Here is an 18,470-nt window from a genome sequence, read left to right as displayed (position 1 = left end):
GCCGCGCCCGCGCGATGGGGTATCGATGATGAAAACACTGATCATGGTGGCGCTCGGCGGCGCTCTGGGCGCGTGCTTGCGCTACCTTGTCGGTCTGACCGTCGGCTTCCCGCTGGGCACGCTGGCGGTGAATGTCGCGGGCTCGCTCGCAATTGGGGTGGTCTGGGTCGCGCTGGCCGATAAGGTGCTGTTGCTGCCCTTTCTGATGACCGGCCTGCTGGGCGGCTTCACCACCTTTTCGGCGTTTTCACTCGACACGATGCGGCTGCTTGAGACAGGCCGCGCCGCTGTCGCATTTTCATATGTGGGGGCCTCGGTGATCTTGTCGCTGGCCGCCTGTTTGCTGGGCCTCTGGGTGGCCCGAGAGGTATTGGCATGAGCCGCGTACAAACCATTACCGTCGCCGAAGGCGATGGCGACCAGCGGCTTGACCGTTGGTTCAAGCGGATGTTTCCGCAGATCAATCAGGGGCTCATCGAGAAGATGTGCCGCAAGGGCGAGATCCGCGTCGATGGAGGCCGGGTCAAGGCCAATACGCGGCTCGAAGCCGGCCAAGAGGTGCGCGTGCCGCCGCTGCCCGACAGCGCCCCGCCGCCGCCGCCAAAGCGGACGCGCATTACCGATGCTGATGCCAAGATGATCCGCAACTGCGTGATCTACCGCGACGAGCATGTCATCGCGCTGAACAAACCGCCGGGACTGGCGGTGCAGGGCGGCTCGGGGCAGGCGGACCGCCATGTCGATGCGTTGTCTGAGGCGTTGATCTTTGACGCCGAGGAAAAACCGCGTCTGGTGCACCGGCTTGACCGTGATACCTCGGGCGTGCTGCTGCTGGCGCGGACCCGTCTGGCGGCCAAGGCGCTCACAGCGGCGATGCGGCACCGCGAGACGCGCAAGATTTACTGGGCCATCGTCGCCGGTGTGCCGACGCCGTACTTGGGCGAAATCAAATACGGTCTCGTTAAAGCTGGTGGTCATGGCCGCAGCGGCGAGGGCGAGAAGATGATCGCCGTGCATCCGCGCGATATGGATGACACGCCCGGCGCGAAACGGGCGCATACGCTCTATGCCACGCTGTTCCGCGTCGGCTCGCGCGCGTCTTGGGTGGCGATGGAGCCAGTCACCGGCCGCACGCACCAGCTGCGCGCGCATATGGCCGAGATCGGGCATCCGATCGTCGGCGATGGGAAATACGGCGGCTCGGGGCAAGAGAACCTCGGCGACGGCTGGGGCGCGCAACTGGGCGGGATCATCTCGAAAAAGCTGCACCTGCACGCGCGGATGATGCGGTTTGAGCATCCCCATACCCGCAAGACGGTTACCATCACCGCCGAGTTGCCCGAACATATGGCGCATAGCTGGGACACCTTTGGCTGGACCGAAGATCTGGCCGACGAAGACCCATTTGAGTCGCTGCAATGAGCAAGCCACTGCGTTTGGTGATCTTTGACGTCGACGGCACGCTGGTCGACAGCCAAGGCGATATCGTGGCCGCGATGACGGCGGCCTTTGCGGCTGTCGACGCGCCCGCGCCGAGCCGTGCCGAGATCCTGTCGATCGTCGGCCTGTCGCTTGATGTGGCAATGACCGTACTGGCGCCCACACGCCCGACCGGCGATCACCTTGCGATGGTGGAGGCCTATAAGGCCGCCTATATGACCCTGCGGGCCGAGGCGGGTGTTGCGCAATCCTCGCCGCTTTATCCTGGCGCGCTGGACACGTTGCGGCGCCTTCACGGCGAGCCGGAGGTGCTGTTGGGCGTGGCCACCGGCAAGTCGAAACGCGGGCTTGATAAGTTGATCGCCGGGCACGGGCTGGAAGGGCTTTTCATCACGCAGCAGGTCGCAGATTTTCACCCCTCCAAGCCGCATCCATCGATGATCCATCAGGCGATGGCCGATGCCGGTGTGGGGCCGGAGGCGACGGTGATGATCGGCGATACCTCTTTCGACATGGACATGGCCGCCGCCGCCGGGGTGACCGGGATCGGGGTCAAATGGGGCTATCACGGCCCGGAACGGTTGGCCGCTGCCGCGCATCTGGTTGAGGATTTCGCGGCGCTGCCCGCCCTGCTGGAACAAATCTGGAGCATTCCCGCATGAGTGACTGGAAAGCCAAACGCTTTTGGAAAGACGCCGCCGTGGTCGCGGTCGAGGACGGTTTCACCGTGGAATTGGATGGCCGCCGGGTGAAGACCCCGGCCAAGCGGCTTCTGACCCTGCCGACCCGCGCCATGGCCGATGCCGTGGCCGCCGAATGGCAGGCGCAGGAAAAGCAGATCGATCCCCGCACAATGCCGGTGACGAAAACCGCAAATGCCGCGATCGACAAGGTCGCGGTGCAAAAGGCCGAGGTCGTCGACATGCTGGCGGCCTATGGGGACAGTGACCTGCTGTGCTACCGCGCCGACAGCCCCGAAGAATTGGTCGCCCGGCAGGCAGCGCAGTGGGATCCGATGCTGGATTGGGCGGCAGAGACACTCGGCGTCCGTCTGGAGCCGCGACAGGGTATCATGCATGCCCCGCAAACGCCCGAAGCCTTGGCCGAGTTGCACCGCCGGACGGCGCGGCTCGATGCGTTCGAATTGGCGGCATTTCATGACCTTGTCAGCCTGACCGGTTCGCTGATCCTTGGCTTTGCCGCGCTTGAACAAGCCTTTGACCCCGAAGAGATTTGGGCCTTGTCGCGGCTGGATGAGAATTGGCAGGCCGAGCAGTGGGGCCGTGATGACGTGGCCGAGCAAGAGGCCGAAATCAAGCGACAAGCGTTTTTACATGCATGTGCAATTATCGTGCTTTGCAAAGCTGCTTAACTTGATAAAAGCTTTGCCATGCGATGTGAAAACGCGCCCTGATTTTGCCCATCGCGCCCTTGACCTTCAAACCTGAATCCGCCCACACTGCTTTTCATTGAGCAGGGGGAACCCTGCGCAAGATCGCTTTCGGCGTCACCTGACGTCGGATTAACCGCCAGTGAACGTGGCGGACTATCAGGAAGAGGTAAAAATGAAAAAAACCGTAATTTTTGGCGCGCTGACCGTTGCTGGCCTTGCGGCCGGTGCTGCTGGTGCCGCCACGCTTGATGACGTCAAGGCCCGCGGCAAGCTGAACTGTGGCGTGACCACAGGCCTTGCTGGCTTTGCCGCGCCGAATGCTAACGGCGAATGGGAAGGTTTCGACGTGGCTGTGTGCCGTGCCGTTGCCGCCGCCGTACTGAGCGACAAGAACGCCGTGGAATTCGTGCCGACAACCGGCAAGACCCGCTTCACCGCGCTGGCCTCGGGCGAGATCGACTTCCTCGCACGGAACACCACATGGACCTTCAGCCGTGACACCGACCTGAAGTTCGACTTCATCGGCGTCAACTACTACGACGGTCAGGGCTTCATGGTCCCCAAAGCGCTTGGCGTTTCCTCGGCCAAGGATCTGGACGGCGCGACCGTCTGCATCCAGACCGGCACAACAACCGAGCTGAACCTCGCGGACTTCTTCCGCAAGAACAACATCAGCTATGAGCCGGTGCCTGTCGAAACCAACGCCGAAGGCCAACAGCAGTACCTTGCTGGTGCCTGCGACACCTACACCACAGACGCATCCGGCCTTGCCGCGACACGCGCCACTTTTGAGAACCCCGGCGAGCACGTGCTGCTGCCCGAGATCATCTCGAAAGAGCCGCTCGGCCCGCTGGTCCGTCACGGCGACAACGACTGGGGCGACATCACCCGCTGGGTGCTGAACGCGCTGATCGCTGCTGAAGAACTGGGTGTCACATCCGCCAACATCGAAGAGATGACCGGCAACACCAACAACCCTGAGATCGCTCGCCTTCTGGGCACCGAAGGTACCTTGGGTGAGATGATCGGCCTCGACGCCGAGTGGGCCAAGCGCGCCATCATGGCCGAAGGCAACTACGGCGAGATCTTTGCCAAGAACATCGGCGAAGAGACCCCGATCGGTCTGGCACGCGGGCTGAACGCCCAGTGGACAGACGGTGGCCTGCTCTACGCACCGCCCTTCCGCTAAATAGCAAGCCAAGGGGCGCAGGAATTCCTGCGCCCTTTGTGCCTCTGGGGGCGCGAAGTGCCTTTGCGACACGAAAAACGGTCTAAAAACGACTGACAAAACCCCAACGAGACAATAAAAGCCCACGATCGAAGAAACGATCAACGACCAAAAATGATTCGGCCAAGGTGCGCCAAATGCACCAATAAAAAACAAGCCGGAACACAGGGATACATACATGACGACATTCTCCGACCCTCCCAAGGAGTCGTTCCGGCCATCTATGCTGTTGAGCGACACCCGCTATCGGTCGATTACCTTTCAGGTTATCGCACTTGCGCTGCTGGTCACGGCGATCTGGTATCTGGGATCGAACCTTGCCGCGAACCTTCGCGCCGCCGGGTTGAACATCTCTTTCCAGTTCCTCGGTAACCCCGCGGGCTATGACATCAACCAAACGCTGATCCCCTATACCAGCCAGTCGTCGAACCTTCAGGCGGCATGGGTCGGCATCATCAACACGCTGCTGGTGTCCTTCCTTGCCTGCGTGACGGCCACGATCTTTGGCGTCGTCGCCGGGGTTCTGCGCCTGTCGAACAACTGGCTTATCCGCAAGCTGATGGCAGGCTATGTCGAGATCTTCCGCAACATCCCGGTGCTGATCTGGATCCTGATCATCTACACCGTCATGACCGCCGCGATGCCCGCGCCTTCGGCCTTCCGGGGCGATGATCCGGCGTCGAGCATGATGCTGGGGTCTTTTGCCTTTACCAACCGGGGCGTCTATATCCCCGGTCCGGTCTGGGGACCGGGCTCGATGATCGTGGTGGCGACCTTTGTCGCCTCGGTGATCGGCGTCTTTGCCTACCGCCGCTATGCGACGAAACTGCTTTACGACACCGGTCGCCTGCTGCCGATGCTTTGGCCCTCGGTCGCGATCTTGTTGCTGCCGACGATCATCATGTTCTTCATCATGGGCATGCCGATCGGGCTGGATTACCCCGCGCTCAAAGGGTTCAACTTCCGCGGCGGCATCCAGATTGGTGCACCGCTGATCGCACTGTGGTTCGCCCTGTCGATCTACACCGGTGCTTTCATCGCCGAGAACGTCCGCGCGGGCATCCAAGCCGTCAGCAAGGGCCAGTCCGAAGCCGCTGCTGCCTTGGGGCTGCGGTCGGGCCGGATCATGAACCTTGTGGTGCTGCCGCAGGCGCTGCGCGTAATCATCCCGCCGCTGATCTCGAACTACCTCAACATCACCAAGAACTCCTCGCTGGCGATCCTCGTGGGCTATGCCGACATCACCGCCACACTGGGCGGGATCACCCTGAACCAAACCGGGCGGGCGATCGAATGTGTCGTCTTGTTGATGCTCTTCTACCTCGTCATCTCGCTGGGCATCTCCATGGTGATGAACGTCTACAACAACGCAACGAAGCTGAAGGAGCGTTAAGCCATGTCAGACACACATGCTGAATCCATCGCCTTCGTGCGCGAAACCTCACTGCCGCCTTCGGCACCGCCGGACAAGGTGGGCGGCCCGGTAAAGTGGGTGAAAGACAACCTCTTCCCGACATGGGCGAATGCCCTGCTGACGGTGGTGGCGCTTTATTTCCTCTATCTCTTGCTGGCCGGCTCTCTGCCATGGCTGTTGAACGGCGTTTGGTCGGCAAGCAGCCTGTCTGAATGTCGCGAGGTGCTGGACGGGGCTACGGGCGCCTGTTTCTCGGTGCTGAGTGAGCGTTGGCATCAGCTCCTATTCGGGTTCAAATATCCCAGTGATCAATACTGGCGTCCGACCCTCGCGTTGGTGCTGCTGTTCCTTGCGGTGGCCCCCGTGCTCTTCATCGACCTGCCGCGCAAGCTGCTTTATTTCACTGGAGTCTACCCGTTTCTGGCCTTCTGGCTGATCTGGGGCGGTCCAATCTGGGGGCCGATCTTTGCCCTCTTGGGCGTGATCGCGGGCTATATCGTCTATAGCCGTCTGGTGCAGAAAAGCTTTGCCATGGCGCTGGCGGGCGGCCTCGTTGCTGCGGTGATCGTCTGGTATATCGGTGGCTTCATCGGGGAGGCTTTGCGCCCCGCCTCGCCACTGCTGCAAGCGATCCCCAGCCGTGACCTTGGTGGCTTCATGCTCAACATGATGCTGGGCATCACCTGTGTGTCACTGTCGCTGCCGATCGGAATTGCGCTGGCTTTGGGGCGTCAGTCTCACCTGCCAATCGTCAAAGGCATCTGCGTGGTCTTTATCGAATTCGTCCGGGGCGTGCCGCTGATCACGCTCTTGTTCGTAGCGAACGTGATGCTGGCCTATTTCTTCCCGCCGGGCTCGGGCGTTGACCTCTTCATCCGCGTCGTGATCATGATCACCATGTTCTCTTCGGCCTATATCGCCGAGGTGATCCGGGGCGGTCTGGCCGCGCTGCCAAAGGGCCAATACGAGGCCGCAGACAGCCTTGGCCTTGATTACCCGCAGGCGATGCGGCTGATCATCCTGCCGCAGGCGCTGAAGATTTCGATCCCGGGCATCGTCAACATCGCGGTGGGCCTGTTCAAGGACACCACGCTGGTCTCGGTGATCTCGCTCTTCGATATCATCGGCATGATCCGCGGCCCGATCTTGGCCTCGACCGATTGGAACGGCGTCTACTGGGAGCTTTTCCTCTTTGCTTCCGTGCTGTTCTTCATCGTTTGCTACGGCATTTCTCAATACTCGCAGTGGCTGGAACGCCGTCTTGCGACTGACCATCGTTAAGGGAGGGTTCTCGCATGGCTGAGACCGCACAAATGAAAGTATCCGACGAAGTCGCGATTCGGATCGAGAACATGAACAAGTGGTATGGCGCGTTCCACGTGCTGCGCGACATCGACCTGACGGTGCACCGGGGCGAGCGTATCGTGATCTGCGGGCCCTCGGGCTCGGGGAAGTCGACGCTGATCCGCTGCATCAACGCTTTGGAAGAGCATCAGAAGGGCACCATCGAGGTCGACGGCACGCTGCTGAGTTCGGACCTCAAGAACATCGACAAGATCCGGTCAGAGGTCGGCATGTGCTTTCAGCACTTCAACCTCTTCCCGCATCTGACGATCCTTGAGAACTGCACGCTGGCGCCGATCTGGGTTCGCAAGACGCCCAAAAAGGAAGCCGAGGAAACGGCGATGCACTTCCTTGAAAAGGTGAAGATCCCCGATCAGGCCAATAAGTACCCCGGTCAGCTTTCGGGTGGTCAGCAGCAGCGTGTGGCGATTGCCCGTTCGCTTTGCATGCGCCCGCGCATCATGCTTTTCGACGAGCCGACATCGGCGCTTGATCCTGAGATGATCAAAGAGGTGCTCGACACGATGATCGAGCTTGCCGAAGAGGGCATGACGATGCTCTGCGTGACCCACGAGATGGGCTTTGCCCGTCAGGTGGCGAACCGGGTGATCTTTATGGACGAAGGCCAGATCGTTGAACAGAACGAGCCGGAAGCCTTCTTCAACAACCCACAGAGCCCGCGCACACAGTTGTTCCTGAGCCAGATTCTGGGGCACTAAGCCGCGTTAAAGCATGATAACCAACCAAACGCCCCGGCCAATCGGTCGGGGCGTTTTGCGTTTCAGACCAGTTGCTTGGGCACGGTAAAGGCGCGCAACCCGCCGCTGCCGGGGGCGAGGTCGGCCCAACTATCGATATCGAAATCCATCACCGTGGTCGCGCCGGAAGGATAGCGGTCAAAGGCATCCTGATCGGGCGTCTGCTGCAACAGCAGCGCTGCGGCAGCGGCAATACCGGGGTTATGCGCGACAAGCAGCAGGGTGTCGCCAGACGCTCGCTGGCGCAGGTTTGCTATGATCTCATCGGGTTCGGCGAGATAAAGCTGGCGGAGGTGTTCCACCGCGCAGCTTTCAGGCAGGTTCAAAAGCGCGCAGGTTTCGCGCGTGCGCGCCGCCGTGGAACAGAGCACTGCATCAGGCAGCAGCCCTTCAGCCCGCAGCCAGTTGCCAAGCGCTTCGGCAGCGCCACGCCCACGGGGATTCAGAGGGCGATCGTGATCGCTGGTCCCGTGGGACCAGTCCGATTTCGCATGTCGCATTAGGATCAGGCGGCGCATGTCATTCCTTTCACTGCTCGGCCCATCATAGGCGCGAAGCAGGGGCAGGGGGCAAGCGCTTTGACTTAGCCTTTGCGAATGATGCTGCCCGCGCCGTGCTCTGTAAAAAGCTCCAGCAAGCAGGCATTGGGCGCCCGCCCGTCAAGGATCACCGCCGCGCGCACGCCGCCTTCGAGTGCATCTAGTGCTGTCTGAACCTTGGGGATCATCCCGCCTGCAATGGTGCCATCGGCGATCATGTCGTTGATCTGGCTCGCCGTCAGGTCGGTCACCACCTCACCCGCGCCATCTTTGACGCCAGCCACGTCCGTGAGCAACAGGAGGCGGTCGGCCTTCAGCGCGCCCGCTATGGCGCCTGCGGCGGTGTCACCATTGATGTTATAGGTCTCACCGCCCCGGCCCATGCCAAGCGGTGCGATGACGGGAATGATGCCCTTGTCGGCAAAGTCACGCAGGATGCGCGGGTTCACCTGTGTCGGGTTGCCGACGAGGCCCAGAGCGGGGTCTTCGGGCTCGCAAACGATCAATCCGCTGTCCTTGCCCGAGACGCCCACGGCGCGTCCCCCCTGTTCGGAAATCGCCTGCACGATCCGCGCATTGACGAGGCCCGAGAGCACCATCTCGACCACTTCCATAGTTGCGGCATCAGTGACCCGCTTGCCGTTCACGAATTCGGATTTGATGTTCAGCCGCGCCAGCATGTCGTTGATCATCGGGCCGCCGCCATGGACGATCACCGGGTTCACACCCACCTGCCGCATCAGCGCCACATCGCGGGCGAATTCATCCATCGCCTCATCGCTGCCCATCGCATGACCGCCCAGTTTGATGACCACGGTGGCATCGGCATATCGTTGCAGGAAGGGCAGTGCTTGGCTGAGGGTTTGGGCGGTGGCGATCCAGTCGCGGTTCATGTCTTGCGTTCTCATCTGTTGACCCATGGGAAGCCGATAGCGGCGGAAAGTGCTATTCCAGCGTGGCGATGATGGCACGCAGGGTAGGGATGCCCCAGCCCTTTTCCGAAGACGTGACCACAATCTCGGGATAGGCGGCGGGGTGTTTGCTCAGCGCGTCTTTCACCTGCGTCAGGATCTTCTCGCGCTCGGATTCTTTCACCTTGTCTGCCTTGGTCAGCACGACCTGAAAGGTCACGGCAGAGCTGTCGAGCAGGGACATGATTTCGTTGTCGACCTTTTTGACGCCATGGCGCGCGTCGATCAGCACAAAGGCGCGGCGCAGGGTCTGACGGCCCGAAAGGTATTGCTTGAGCAGACGCTGCCATTTCTCGACCACCGGCAGCGGCGCGTTGGCATAGCCGTAGCCCGGCAGGTCAACGAGGTAATGCTCTTCGCCGGCCGTGAAGAAGTTAATCTCCTGCGTACGGCCGGGCGTGTTCGACGCCCGCGCCAGGGCCTTCATCCCCGTCAGCGCGTTGATCAGCGTCGATTTCCCGACGTTGGAACGGCCCGCAAAGCAGACCTCCATCCGGTCTGGGGGCGGCAGCCCGTCCATCGCCACCACGCCTTTGACGAATGTCGTCTCACCGGCGAAAAGCATCCGGCCTTTTTCGGCGCTCGGCGCGTCCGGCTCCTCGGCAATGGTGTAGTTCACTTGCATCAAATCAGCTCCAGTTCGTCGCCCACGGCGATCTCTCCGCCGGTGGTGACGGTCAGGGTAACACCGAAGTCTCGGTGACCCAATTGGTCAAGCGCGGCGAGCGTATCCACGTCGCGCGCGCCGGTGTCGGTGTTCACGGTCGTGGCAAGGCAGCGGGTGATGCGTTTTGACACATGCAGCCGCGCCTCGCCGATTTTCAGGTCGCGTCCGATCCATTCGAACTCATCCCACGGGGCCGCGCCGTCAAACCAGATGTTGCCGCGCCAGCGGGCGGTTTGCAGCGGGCTGCCGGCAAGCGCTTCGACTGCGGCATGGGAGGCCAGGCTATTGAGCGAGAGCGTCGGTTCGGCACTGTCGGTATAGCCGCGCCCGTCGAGCCGCAGGATATCTACGGGGGCGGCGCGGCCTTCGGCCACCAAGGGGCGCACCCAGTCAAGGAATGCGGCCTGTTCGCGATCGGGGTGAAAGGTGATCTCGCCGCGCGTCGGGTGGCGCAAGGTCAGCTTCTCTGTCGCCTCATCCAGCTTGGCCGTGATTGCCTGCAGCTGCGGCGAAGACGCCCCCCGCGTGAAATTCAAACACCGCGCCCAATCTCCGGGCGCGGCTTTGGATGCGTCATGGGCCACGGCCCAAAGCCGGTCATAGGGCATCGACTGCCCGGCGCGCAGGGTCACACGCTCAACCGTCTCGCGGCCATGGGCCTTGAGCGGGTGCCGGTTGAGCGCGGTGACCTGCATCACTTTTTCGACTTGCCCGATTTGGGTTTGCTATCTGCATTGGCGGCATCACCCTTGGGCGTGCGTTTAAAGCCGCCTGCGATGTTGCCCCAGAGGTCAGGCTTGTACCCTTGGCTGCGCATGATCAGATACTGCTGGGTGAAGGTGATCGTGTTGTTCGCGATCCAGTAGACCACAAGGCCGCTCGCGAAACCGCCCAGCATGAACATGAAGACCCAAGGCATCCAAGCAAAGATCATCTGCTGGGTCGGATCGGTGGGGGCCGGGTTCAGCTTTTGCTGCAGGTACATGGAGATACCCAGCAGAAGCGGCAGAATACCGATGAACACCAGCGCCAGCATCGAGCCGGGCTCGGGGGCCGCATAGGGCAGCAGGCCCCAGAGGTTCATGATCGAGGTCGGATCGGGCGCGCTGAGGTCTTGGAACGGGCCAAAGAAGGGCGCGTGGCGCAATTCGATCGTGACAAAGATCACCTTGTAGAGCGAGAAGAAGATCGGGATTTGCAGAAGGATCGGCAGACAGCCCGCGGCGGGGTTTACCTTGTTCTTCTTGTAGAGCTCCATCATGCCCTGCTGCATCTTCTGACGGTCGTCGCCCGCATCTTTCTTCAGCTTTTCCATTTCGGGCTGAAGTTCCTTCATCCGCGCCATGGAGACGTAGGATTTATAGGCCAGCGGGAAGAGCAGCGCCTTAATCAGCAGCGTCAGGCCGATGATCGCAACGCCCATGTTGCCGATGAGCTGGTTGAGGTTGTGCAGCAGCCAGAAGATCGGCTTGGTCAGGAAAAAGAACCAACCCCAGTCGATGCTATCGATGAATTTGGCGACACCGGAGGCTTGGTAATCCTGCAGGGTTTCCCACTCCTTCGCACCCGCGAAGAACTTGCTGGAGGTGCTCACGCTTTCGCCTGCCGCGACCGAGCGGGTCGGCTGGCGGGTGAAGGCACGGTAGGTGTCGGCGCGCGGGTCATAGGTGAGCGCCTGCTCAAAGGTCTCGCCCGCGTCGGGGATCAGCACGGCCTGCCAATAGTGATCGGTGAAGCCAACCCAGCCCTCGGTGACGCCTTCGGTGACCACGGCGGGGCGGCCCCAGGTGCTGTTCACATCGGCTTCGGCGATATCGTCCCAATCGACTTCGGAAAGCTCACCATTGGCCATGGCCACGGCACCTTCATGCAGGATGAAGAAGCTTTTCAGGTCTTCGGGCAGCCCGTGTTGCGCGATCATGCCGAAGGGGGCGAGGTTCACCGCGCCTTCGCCATTGTTGGTCACGCTCTGGGTGATGTCGAACATATACTCGTCGTCGACCGAGATGGTGCGGGTAAAGACCTGACCGGCACCATTGTCCCAGCTTAAAGTGACGGGGCTGTCGACGCCCAGTGTTTCGCCCTCACTCAGGGTCCAGAGCGTATCGACACCCGGCACGGCATCGGGCGCAAGGCCAGAGCCTGCGGCCCAACCATGCAGCGCGTAATAGGCATCGCTCGATCCTTCGGGGGAGAGCAGGGTCACGATTTCGGCGTCTGCGTCGAGCGTGGTTTGGTAGTCGTTCAGTTTCAGGTCGTCGATCCGACCACCCATCAGCGAGATGGAGCCGCTGACCTTGTCGGTCGCAATGGCCACGCGGGGGGCAGCCGCCAGAGCCGCGCGGCGGCCTTCGGGTGCGGCGCCTTCGCCATCCTCCGTGCCGGGCGCGGCAGCGGTGTCGGCGGTGGAGGCGGGGACCGAGGTGCCCTCGATGGTTTGGCTGGTCTCTGTGCCGGGTTCTAGCGCAGGGTCGGCTTCGGGGGGCGGGAACAGGAGGAACCACACGAGGATGACGGCAAAGCTGAGCGCCGTGGCAAGGATGAGATTCTTGTTCTGTTCGTCCATGGGGGCCGCCACCTGATGTCTTTGAATATCACGGGGGTTCAACAGAGTGCGGGGCCAAAGGTCAAGTGGAATCGGGTAAGGTTGGGGGCAATGTACCGTGGTTTTGGCCCATCTGGCATGGGTTTTGCGGAGTTTCGCCGGGGACGGTTGCGGGTGGCCTGTGGCACTGGCTTTGACTGGGCCGGGGCCGAAGGGGTTTGGCGGCCTCGGCGCGAGGGGCGTATCATCGGCTCGGGGCAGGCACGGCGTGCTACATTTGGCGCGTGCAGACCTGACGAGGGCGCCGCCGCTATGTCGCGCGTCCGTTCATAATGCGGGGGACATCTTGCAGTTTCGCATTGTGGCGGGCGATCCAATCAAGAGTTTGTTCAAAAGGCATGGGCCGGGCGATGCCGAAGCCTTGCACATGGTCACAGCCGAGTTGGGCCAACAGGACATGCTCCCCCACCGTCTCCACCCCTTCGGCAAGGGTTTCGACGCCCAGTCGTTCGGCCATGGTCAAGATGGCGCTGATCATGCGTTGCTGATCGGGGTCGCGATCGGCCTTCATGACGAAGGAACGGTCGATTTTGATCCGGCTTACCGAAAAGCGGCGGATGGACGCGATGGAGGCATGGCCGGTACCGAAATCATCAAGGTCAATGCGGCAACCGAGCTTGCGCAGGGCATTTATATTTCGGGTGATCACATCATCGGCGGCAGAAGCGACGACTGTTTCCAGTACTTCGATTGCGAGCCTTTCAGGGGATAAATCAAAACGGTCCAACTCCCACGTGATTTTGTCGATGAGCTGAGGGTTGGCAAGTTCGCCGCCTGCGAAATTCACACCGATTTGGGGCACTTCGGTGCCGGAGCTATCCCAGGCTTTGAGCGCAGCGAAGGAATGATACATCATTACCTCGGCCAAACGCTCCAACAGGCCAGCTTCTTCGACGGCGGGCAGGAAATCGGAGGGCGGGATCATGCCTTGGACCGGGTGGTTCCAGCGCGCCAGTGCTTCAAAGCCGGTGATTTGGCCGGTGTCGGTTGAGATCTGCGGCTGGAACCATGGTTGAATCTGCCCGCTGTCCAATGCCTGCGCGACCTCCTCGCGCAGTTCTGCGCGGCTTTCGGTTTCCCGGCGCATCTGGTCAGAGAAGGCGCGGATGGAAGATGGCCCGCGCCGCTGGCCGCTGCGCAGCGCCGTGGCGGCGGCAGCAAGCCAAGCGGAGCCATCACCGCCCGGGGCGCGGGTGTTGAGGCAAAATCCGACGGAGGCCGTGAGATAGATCGTAACTCCATCGACAAAGAACGGTTCTTCCAAAGTGGCCTGAAGCCGCCCGGCGAGTTGAATGCAAAGCTCAAGATCAAGCTGGCGGACCGGGGCCGTGCAGATGGCGAAACGTGCTTCGCCCATCTTGCCGATGATATCGTCATCCCGCAGGGCGCTGTGCAACCGTTCGCCGCTTTGCCGCGCAATCGTATCTGCGGCAGATTGGCCGTAACGTTCGATAATCTGGTCAAAATCCTCAAGCGCGATAAAGCACGTTGCCGACAAGCGGCCCTGTGTTCGGGCGCTTTGAAAGACCTGTTCGGTCAACTCTTCGAAGGTGCTGCGCTGTAGTATGGCGGTGTGCGCGTCACGGGGTAATGTCGCCCCCTCGCCAAACCGCTGCCCCGCAAGAAAAAGAAGCGGCAGCGCGGCGGAGACGCCAAACAGGGCCATTTCACCGCCAATCCAAAACGCCAGCAATGACATCGCGGGGAGAAAGGCCAGAGCGGCCTGACCGCTAAGCAATGCGGCGAGCGACTGGCGCAGTTGCCCGGGCCCAGTGGTGCGGTAATGTGCCATCGCGATATCCCTCTTCAATGCGCGCCATGCCTGCGCTGATGGGGGTGGGATATCGCCTTTAGGGTGTGTCGTGGGTTAACAGAGACCGGTTTTTCGCGGATTATTATCTAAAATTGTTCTTGCTCTGTACTCTCAATGTTCCGCGTAAGCCCGGCAAAGTCGAAAAGCTCGGGATCCAGCAAATGTGAGGGCCGGGCGTTCATCAGGGCGCGGAACATAACTTGCCGACGACCGGGGCTATTGGCCTCCCATCCGTCGAGAATCGCCTTGACCTGCTGGCGTTGAAGCCCGTCCTGCGACCCGCAAAGATCGCAGGGAATGATCGGATAATTCATCGCCGTGGCAAAGCGTTCACAATCGCTTTCAGCCACATGGGCGAGGGGGCGGTAGAGGAACAGATCGCCTTCTTCGTTTACCAATTTGGGCGGCATCGTCGCCAGCCGTCCGCCGTGGAAAAGGTTCATGAAAAAGGTTTCGAGGATGTCATCCCGATGATGCCCCAGCACCACGGCAGAGCAGCCTTCCTCCCGCGCGATCCGGTAAAGATTGCCCCGGCGCAGACGGCTGCAAAGGGCGCAGAAGGTGCGTCCGGCGGGGATCTTGTCCATCACGATTGAGTAGGTGTCTTGATATTCGATGCGATGCGGAACGCCCATCTTTTCAAGGAATTCCGGCAGCACGGTGGCCGGAAAGTTCGGCTGGCCTTGGTCGAGGTTGCAAGCCAGAAGCTCGACAGGCAGCAGGCCACGCCATTGCAATTCATGCAGGACCGCAAGCAGGGTGTAGCTGTCTTTGCCGCCCGACAGGCAGACCAGCCATTTGGGTTTCGGCGCGCCCTCGGCGGTCGGCTCGACCATGCCGTATTGGTCAATCGCCTCGCGGGTCATACGGACGATACGCTTGCGCAGCTTCTTGAATTCGGTGCTTTGCGGTGCGCCGGCAAAGAGGGGGTGAATCTCGTTGGTTTCGTCCAGCATCGTCGGTCTCTCACTATCTGCTTGGCTTCACCTAGGGCATTTTACCCCTTTGCCGCAAGCGTGGCGCTAGTCTGGGACGTTGTCGATCCCGCTGTGGCCCCATGGATGGCAGCGGGCGATGCGCCGCGCGGCCAGCCATCCGCCCCGCAGACCGCCGTGTTTTTGCAAAGCTTCCAGAGCATAGGCGCTGCAGGTGGGCTGGTAGCGGCAATTGTATCCAACCCATGGGCTGAAAAGCAGCCGGTAGCCGCGCACCGGGAGGGCGAGCAGCGCCGCCAAGGGGGTCATTTGCGCGCCCCGTGCAGGATATCAAGCGCGCGGGTGAGATCGGCAAGCAATTGGTCGAAGGGCAGGGTCGCCGTCGCCTCGCGCCGCCCGACAAAGACATAGTCCATGCCCGCTTGCCCCGCCTGAGGCAGGGTCAGCCGTGCGATTTCCCGCAGGCGGCGCTTGGCGCGGTTGCGGGCAACGGCGTTGCCGACCTTTTTCGAGCAGGTAAACCCCACGCGAATGGGCGCCGCGCTGGGCTCATCTTCCCGGCGGGGTCGCATTTGTAGAATAAAACCGGGGGTCGCCACACGTTTGGCGCGGCTGGCACGCTGAAAGTCCGCCCGTTTAGTCAGGGTTTCCAGACGCAGAGAAACCGCCGGGGCAGGGTTCCCCTTCGTGGCGCAAGTGCCATTCAAGGGTGCCTCCGGCGGTGTCATACTCTGGTTCCGAAGATCGAGGGCGCTTACGCGCTCAGCGATTTCCGGCCCTGTGCGCGGCGTGCATTGATGATCTTACGGCCGGCTTTGGTGGCCATGCGCGCGCGGAAACCATGGCGCCGCTTGCGCACGAGGTTCGAGGGTTGAAAGGTGCGTTTCATCGCTCCGTCTCCATCTAAAGCTGGCTGGGCACGGAATCACTTAAAGGGTTCCACCGCGGCCAGCGTCAATTCAAGCCCGTCCTCTAATGCGGCGGGGCGCGCAAGTCAAACCCCCTGAGGCGGAAAAACTGCGCTTTGCAACAAAATGCCGGTCAGAAGGGCGCGGTTTGTTTCAGTTCGCCCTTCTACCCTGCGAAATCGGGGCTCTGGGCACAAGTCCTATCAAGCGCGCGTGAGGAGCCTGTTCCTGCGCGCTGCTTCACGCCATCATTAAGGAAACGGAAAATGGTCTGATGTAGGCCTAATGAAAGTGTTGAAATGAGCCGCAAAGATCAAAGTAAGCCCGCGCTGATGCGTTACCTGCCCCTTGCGGTGATCCTAGCGGTCGCCGCCATCGGCGCGTTTACCCTGCGTGATTACCTGAGTTTCGACGCCCTGCGTGAGAATCGCGAGGCGCTGATCGCCTTTCGCGACAACAACTACCTGCTGACCGCGCTGGCCTTTGTCGCCGCCTATGTAGTGATCGTGGCATTCTCCCTACCGGGGGCCACAGTGGCGACATTAACTGGCGGCTTTCTGTTCGGGCTGTTTCCCGGTGTCCTTTATAACGTGGGTGGGGCCACACTCGGCGCGATCGTGATCTTCCTGGCGGCGCAATGGGGTCTGGGCGACCGGCTGAAAGAGCGGATGGATGCCTCTGATGGGGTGGTGCGCAAGATCAAGGCAGGGATCGACGATAACCAGTGGTCGATGCTCTTCTTTATCCGGCTCGTGCCGGTGGTGCCGTTTTTCGTTGCGAATCTGGTGCCCGCATTCCTTGGCGTGCCATTGTTTCGTTTCGCCATCTCCACGTTCTTCGGCATCATGCCGGGGGCGCTGGTCTTCACCTCTGTCGGGGCTGGGCTAGGTGCAGTCTTCGCCCGAGGCGAGACGCCGGACCTCGGAATCATCTTTGAACCCCATATTTTGCTGCCCATTCTGGGCCTTTGCGTTCTGTCGCTGCTGCCTGTGGCGATCAAGACATTTACCGGCAAGAAGGATCTGCTGAAATGACCAACCGTATCAAGACCGATGTTCTGATCATCGGCGCAGGCTCTGGCGGGTTGTCGGTGGCGGCGGGGGCCGTCCAGATGGGCGCGGATGTGACCTTGCTCGAAGGGCACAAGATGGGCGGCGATTGCCTGAACTATGGCTGTGTGCCGTCGAAGGCGCTGATCAAGACCGGCAAGACCGCCCATGCTCAACAGCACAGTACGCAATATGGGGTCGCGAATGCCGCCGGAGCGGTGGATTACGCGGCCGCCAAGGATCACGTGGCCAATGTGATCTCGCAAATCGCGCCGGTCGATTCGGTTGAGCGGTTTGAAGGACTGGGCGTGCGGGTGATCCGCGAATACGGGCGCTTCATTTCCGATAAAGAGGTGCAGGCGGGTGATACGATCATCACCGCGCGGCGCATTGTTGTCGCCACAGGATCATCCCCTCTGGTGCCGCCGATTCCGGGGCTGAAGGATGTGCCTTATGAAACCAACGAAACCCTCTTTGATCTGCGTGAGAAGCCGGAGCATCTGATTATTATTGGGGGTGGCCCCATCGGCATCGAGATGGCGCAGGCCCATGTGCGAATGGGCTGCAAAGTCACCGTGATCGAAGGTAGCCGCGCGCTTGGCAAGGATGACCCCGAATTGTCCGAGGTGGTTTTGCAGACCCTGCGGGACGAGGGAGTGGTCTTTGAAGAAGGCAGCGATGCCGCCAAGGTCAGTGGCGCGGCGGGCGCGATCACGGTTGAGACCAAGGATGGCCGTGTGGTCAAGGGCTCGCATCTGCTGATGGCCGTGGGGCGCAAGAGCAACATCGACCGGCTCGACCTGGATAAGGCCGGGGTAGAGACCACCAAAGCAGGCATCAAGGTCGATGACAGCCTGCGCAGCAGCAACCGCCGCGTCTATGCTATTGGCGACGTGGCAGGCGGGCTGCAATTCACCCATGTGGCGGGCTATCACGCCGGGGTTGTGATCCGCTCGATCCTTTTTGGCCTGCCGAGCAAGACCAAATTACACCATATCCCATGGGTCACCTATGCCGCGCCGGAGCTGGCGCAGGTCGGGCTGGCCGAGGCGCAGGCGCGGGAAGAACATGGCGACAAACTGGAGGTCGTGCGTTTTCGCTATAACCACAACGACCGCGCCATCGCCGAACGTCAGACCAAAGGGTTCATCAAGGTCATGGTGGTCAAGGGCCGCCCGGTCGGGGCCAGCATCGTCGGCCATCAGGCGGGTGAACTGATCACCCTGTGGTCACTTGCGCTGGTCAATAACATGAAGATGAGCCAGATTGCCGCTATGGTCGCTCCTTACCCCACGATCTCGGAAGTCAACAAACGCGCGGCGGGGGCCTATTTCAGTCCGCGCCTCTTCGAAAGCGCGTTGGTTAAAACGGTTGTGCGCGCCGTGCAGCGCCTGTTGCCCTGAGAT

Annotated in this window: 20 protein-coding genes; 10 read left to right on the top strand and 10 right to left on the bottom strand. The window is 61.3% G+C overall.

The features are described from left to right. The first annotated feature begins 25 nt into the window (after nucleotides 1–25). The 8 genes from A3722_RS12680 to A3722_RS12645 all read left to right on the top strand — a co-directional run bounded on the left by A3722_RS12680 (nucleotide 26) and on the right by A3722_RS12645 (nucleotide 7,538). The gene (locus tag A3722_RS12680; protein ID WP_067622213.1) at nucleotides 26–379 is read left to right on the top strand and encodes a fluoride efflux transporter FluC; all 354 of its coding nucleotides are present in this window, start codon (nucleotides 26–28) and stop codon (nucleotides 377–379) included. Next, nucleotides 376–1,422, top strand: a complete 1,047-nt coding sequence (locus A3722_RS12675) for an RluA family pseudouridine synthase (protein ID WP_067622210.1) — start codon at nucleotides 376–378, stop codon at nucleotides 1,420–1,422. The genes A3722_RS12680 and A3722_RS12675 overlap by 4 nt, the downstream gene beginning before the upstream one ends. Then, nucleotides 1,419–2,102 (top strand): HAD-IA family hydrolase, encoded by a 684-nt coding sequence (locus A3722_RS12670; protein ID WP_067622207.1) that lies wholly within the window; start codon nucleotides 1,419–1,421, stop codon nucleotides 2,100–2,102. Before A3722_RS12675 ends, A3722_RS12670 begins: the two co-directional genes overlap by 4 nt. Then, entirely contained in the window at nucleotides 2,099–2,812 is a 714-nt protein-coding gene (locus A3722_RS12665) for an ATP12 family chaperone protein (protein WP_067622206.1), read from the top strand. The genes A3722_RS12670 and A3722_RS12665 overlap by 4 nt, the downstream gene beginning before the upstream one ends. 193 nt (nucleotides 2,813–3,005) lie before the next feature. Further along, nucleotides 3,006–4,022 carry an amino acid ABC transporter substrate-binding protein gene (locus tag A3722_RS12660; protein WP_067622203.1) on the top strand — a complete coding sequence of 339 codons (1,017 nt, stop codon included), beginning with the start codon at nucleotides 3,006–3,008 and terminating at the stop codon, nucleotides 4,020–4,022. Nucleotides 4,023–4,239: 217 nt separating this feature from the next. Next, the gene (locus A3722_RS12655; protein ID WP_067916167.1) at nucleotides 4,240–5,454 is read left to right on the top strand and encodes an amino acid ABC transporter permease; all 1,215 of its coding nucleotides are present in this window, start codon (nucleotides 4,240–4,242) and stop codon (nucleotides 5,452–5,454) included. Between the two features lie 3 nt (nucleotides 5,455–5,457). Beyond that, nucleotides 5,458–6,756, top strand: coding sequence for an amino acid ABC transporter permease (locus A3722_RS12650; protein ID WP_067627541.1), 1,299 nt, complete (start codon nucleotides 5,458–5,460; stop codon nucleotides 6,754–6,756). 14 nt (nucleotides 6,757–6,770) lie between these two features. Beyond that, the gene (locus A3722_RS12645; RefSeq protein ID WP_067916165.1) at nucleotides 6,771–7,538 is read left to right on the top strand and encodes an amino acid ABC transporter ATP-binding protein; all 768 of its coding nucleotides are present in this window, start codon (nucleotides 6,771–6,773) and stop codon (nucleotides 7,536–7,538) included. Between the two features lie 62 nt (nucleotides 7,539–7,600). Here A3722_RS12645 and A3722_RS12640 read toward each other — a convergent pair whose 3' ends face one another. The 10 genes from A3722_RS12640 to rpmH form a co-directional block, all read right to left on the bottom strand. After that, a complete protein-coding gene (locus A3722_RS12640) occupies nucleotides 7,601–8,095 on the bottom strand; it encodes a SixA phosphatase family protein (RefSeq protein WP_067626508.1) in 495 nt (164 codons plus the stop codon). Nucleotides 8,096–8,160: 65 nt separating this feature from the next. Continuing rightward, nucleotides 8,161–9,024 carry an acetylglutamate kinase gene (gene argB / locus A3722_RS12635; RefSeq protein ID WP_201722024.1) on the bottom strand — a complete coding sequence of 288 codons (864 nt, stop codon included), beginning with the start codon at nucleotides 9,022–9,024 and terminating at the stop codon, nucleotides 8,161–8,163. A 37-nt stretch (nucleotides 9,025–9,061) separates the two neighbouring features. Next, a complete protein-coding gene (gene yihA, locus A3722_RS12630; protein WP_067626505.1) occupies nucleotides 9,062–9,712 on the bottom strand; it encodes a ribosome biogenesis GTP-binding protein YihA/YsxC in 651 nt (216 codons plus the stop codon). Beyond that, nucleotides 9,712–10,449: an MOSC domain-containing protein gene (locus tag A3722_RS12625; RefSeq protein WP_067626503.1), complete on the bottom strand. Its 738-nt coding sequence runs from the start codon at nucleotides 10,447–10,449 to the stop codon at nucleotides 9,712–9,714. Before A3722_RS12625 ends, yihA begins: the two co-directional genes overlap by 1 nt. Further along, on the bottom strand, nucleotides 10,449–12,320 hold the full coding sequence (gene yidC / locus A3722_RS12620; protein ID WP_067626501.1) for a membrane protein insertase YidC: 1,872 nt from the start codon (nucleotides 12,318–12,320) through the stop codon (nucleotides 10,449–10,451). Before yidC ends, A3722_RS12625 begins: the two co-directional genes overlap by 1 nt. A 289-nt stretch (nucleotides 12,321–12,609) precedes the next feature. Next, nucleotides 12,610–14,151: a putative bifunctional diguanylate cyclase/phosphodiesterase gene (locus A3722_RS12615; protein WP_067626499.1), complete on the bottom strand. Its 1,542-nt coding sequence runs from the start codon at nucleotides 14,149–14,151 to the stop codon at nucleotides 12,610–12,612. 107 nt (nucleotides 14,152–14,258) lie between these two features. Next, the gene (ttcA, locus tag A3722_RS12610; RefSeq protein ID WP_067626497.1) at nucleotides 14,259–15,128 is read right to left on the bottom strand and encodes a tRNA 2-thiocytidine(32) synthetase TtcA; all 870 of its coding nucleotides are present in this window, start codon (nucleotides 15,126–15,128) and stop codon (nucleotides 14,259–14,261) included. Nucleotides 15,129–15,194: 66 nt separating this feature from the next. Next, on the bottom strand, nucleotides 15,195–15,416 hold the full coding sequence (yidD, locus tag A3722_RS12605) for a membrane protein insertion efficiency factor YidD (protein ID WP_067626496.1): 222 nt from the start codon (nucleotides 15,414–15,416) through the stop codon (nucleotides 15,195–15,197). Continuing rightward, nucleotides 15,413–15,835, bottom strand: coding sequence for a ribonuclease P protein component (gene rnpA, locus A3722_RS12600; RefSeq protein ID WP_067626494.1), 423 nt, complete (start codon nucleotides 15,833–15,835; stop codon nucleotides 15,413–15,415). Before rnpA ends, yidD begins: the two co-directional genes overlap by 4 nt. 26 nt (nucleotides 15,836–15,861) lie before the next feature. After that, entirely contained in the window at nucleotides 15,862–15,996 is a 135-nt protein-coding gene (gene rpmH, locus A3722_RS12595) for a 50S ribosomal protein L34 (protein WP_007118882.1), read from the bottom strand. A 318-nt stretch (nucleotides 15,997–16,314) separates the two neighbouring features. Between rpmH and A3722_RS12590 the strand changes: the two genes are divergently transcribed. Then, nucleotides 16,315–17,049 (top strand): TVP38/TMEM64 family protein, encoded by a 735-nt coding sequence (locus A3722_RS12590; RefSeq protein WP_067626492.1) that lies wholly within the window; start codon nucleotides 16,315–16,317, stop codon nucleotides 17,047–17,049. After that, nucleotides 17,046–18,467 carry a dihydrolipoyl dehydrogenase family protein gene (locus tag A3722_RS12585; protein WP_067916163.1) on the top strand — a complete coding sequence of 474 codons (1,422 nt, stop codon included), beginning with the start codon at nucleotides 17,046–17,048 and terminating at the stop codon, nucleotides 18,465–18,467. Before A3722_RS12590 ends, A3722_RS12585 begins: the two co-directional genes overlap by 4 nt. Nucleotides 18,468–18,470 lie beyond the last annotated feature (3 nt).

Source organism: Sulfitobacter sp. HI0027, from assembly GCF_001634775.1.
Taxonomy (GTDB): Bacteria; Pseudomonadota; Alphaproteobacteria; order Rhodobacterales; family Rhodobacteraceae; genus Sulfitobacter.
Note: the sequence above shows the minus strand (reverse complement) of the source record. Positions and strands in the feature narration are given on the sequence as shown.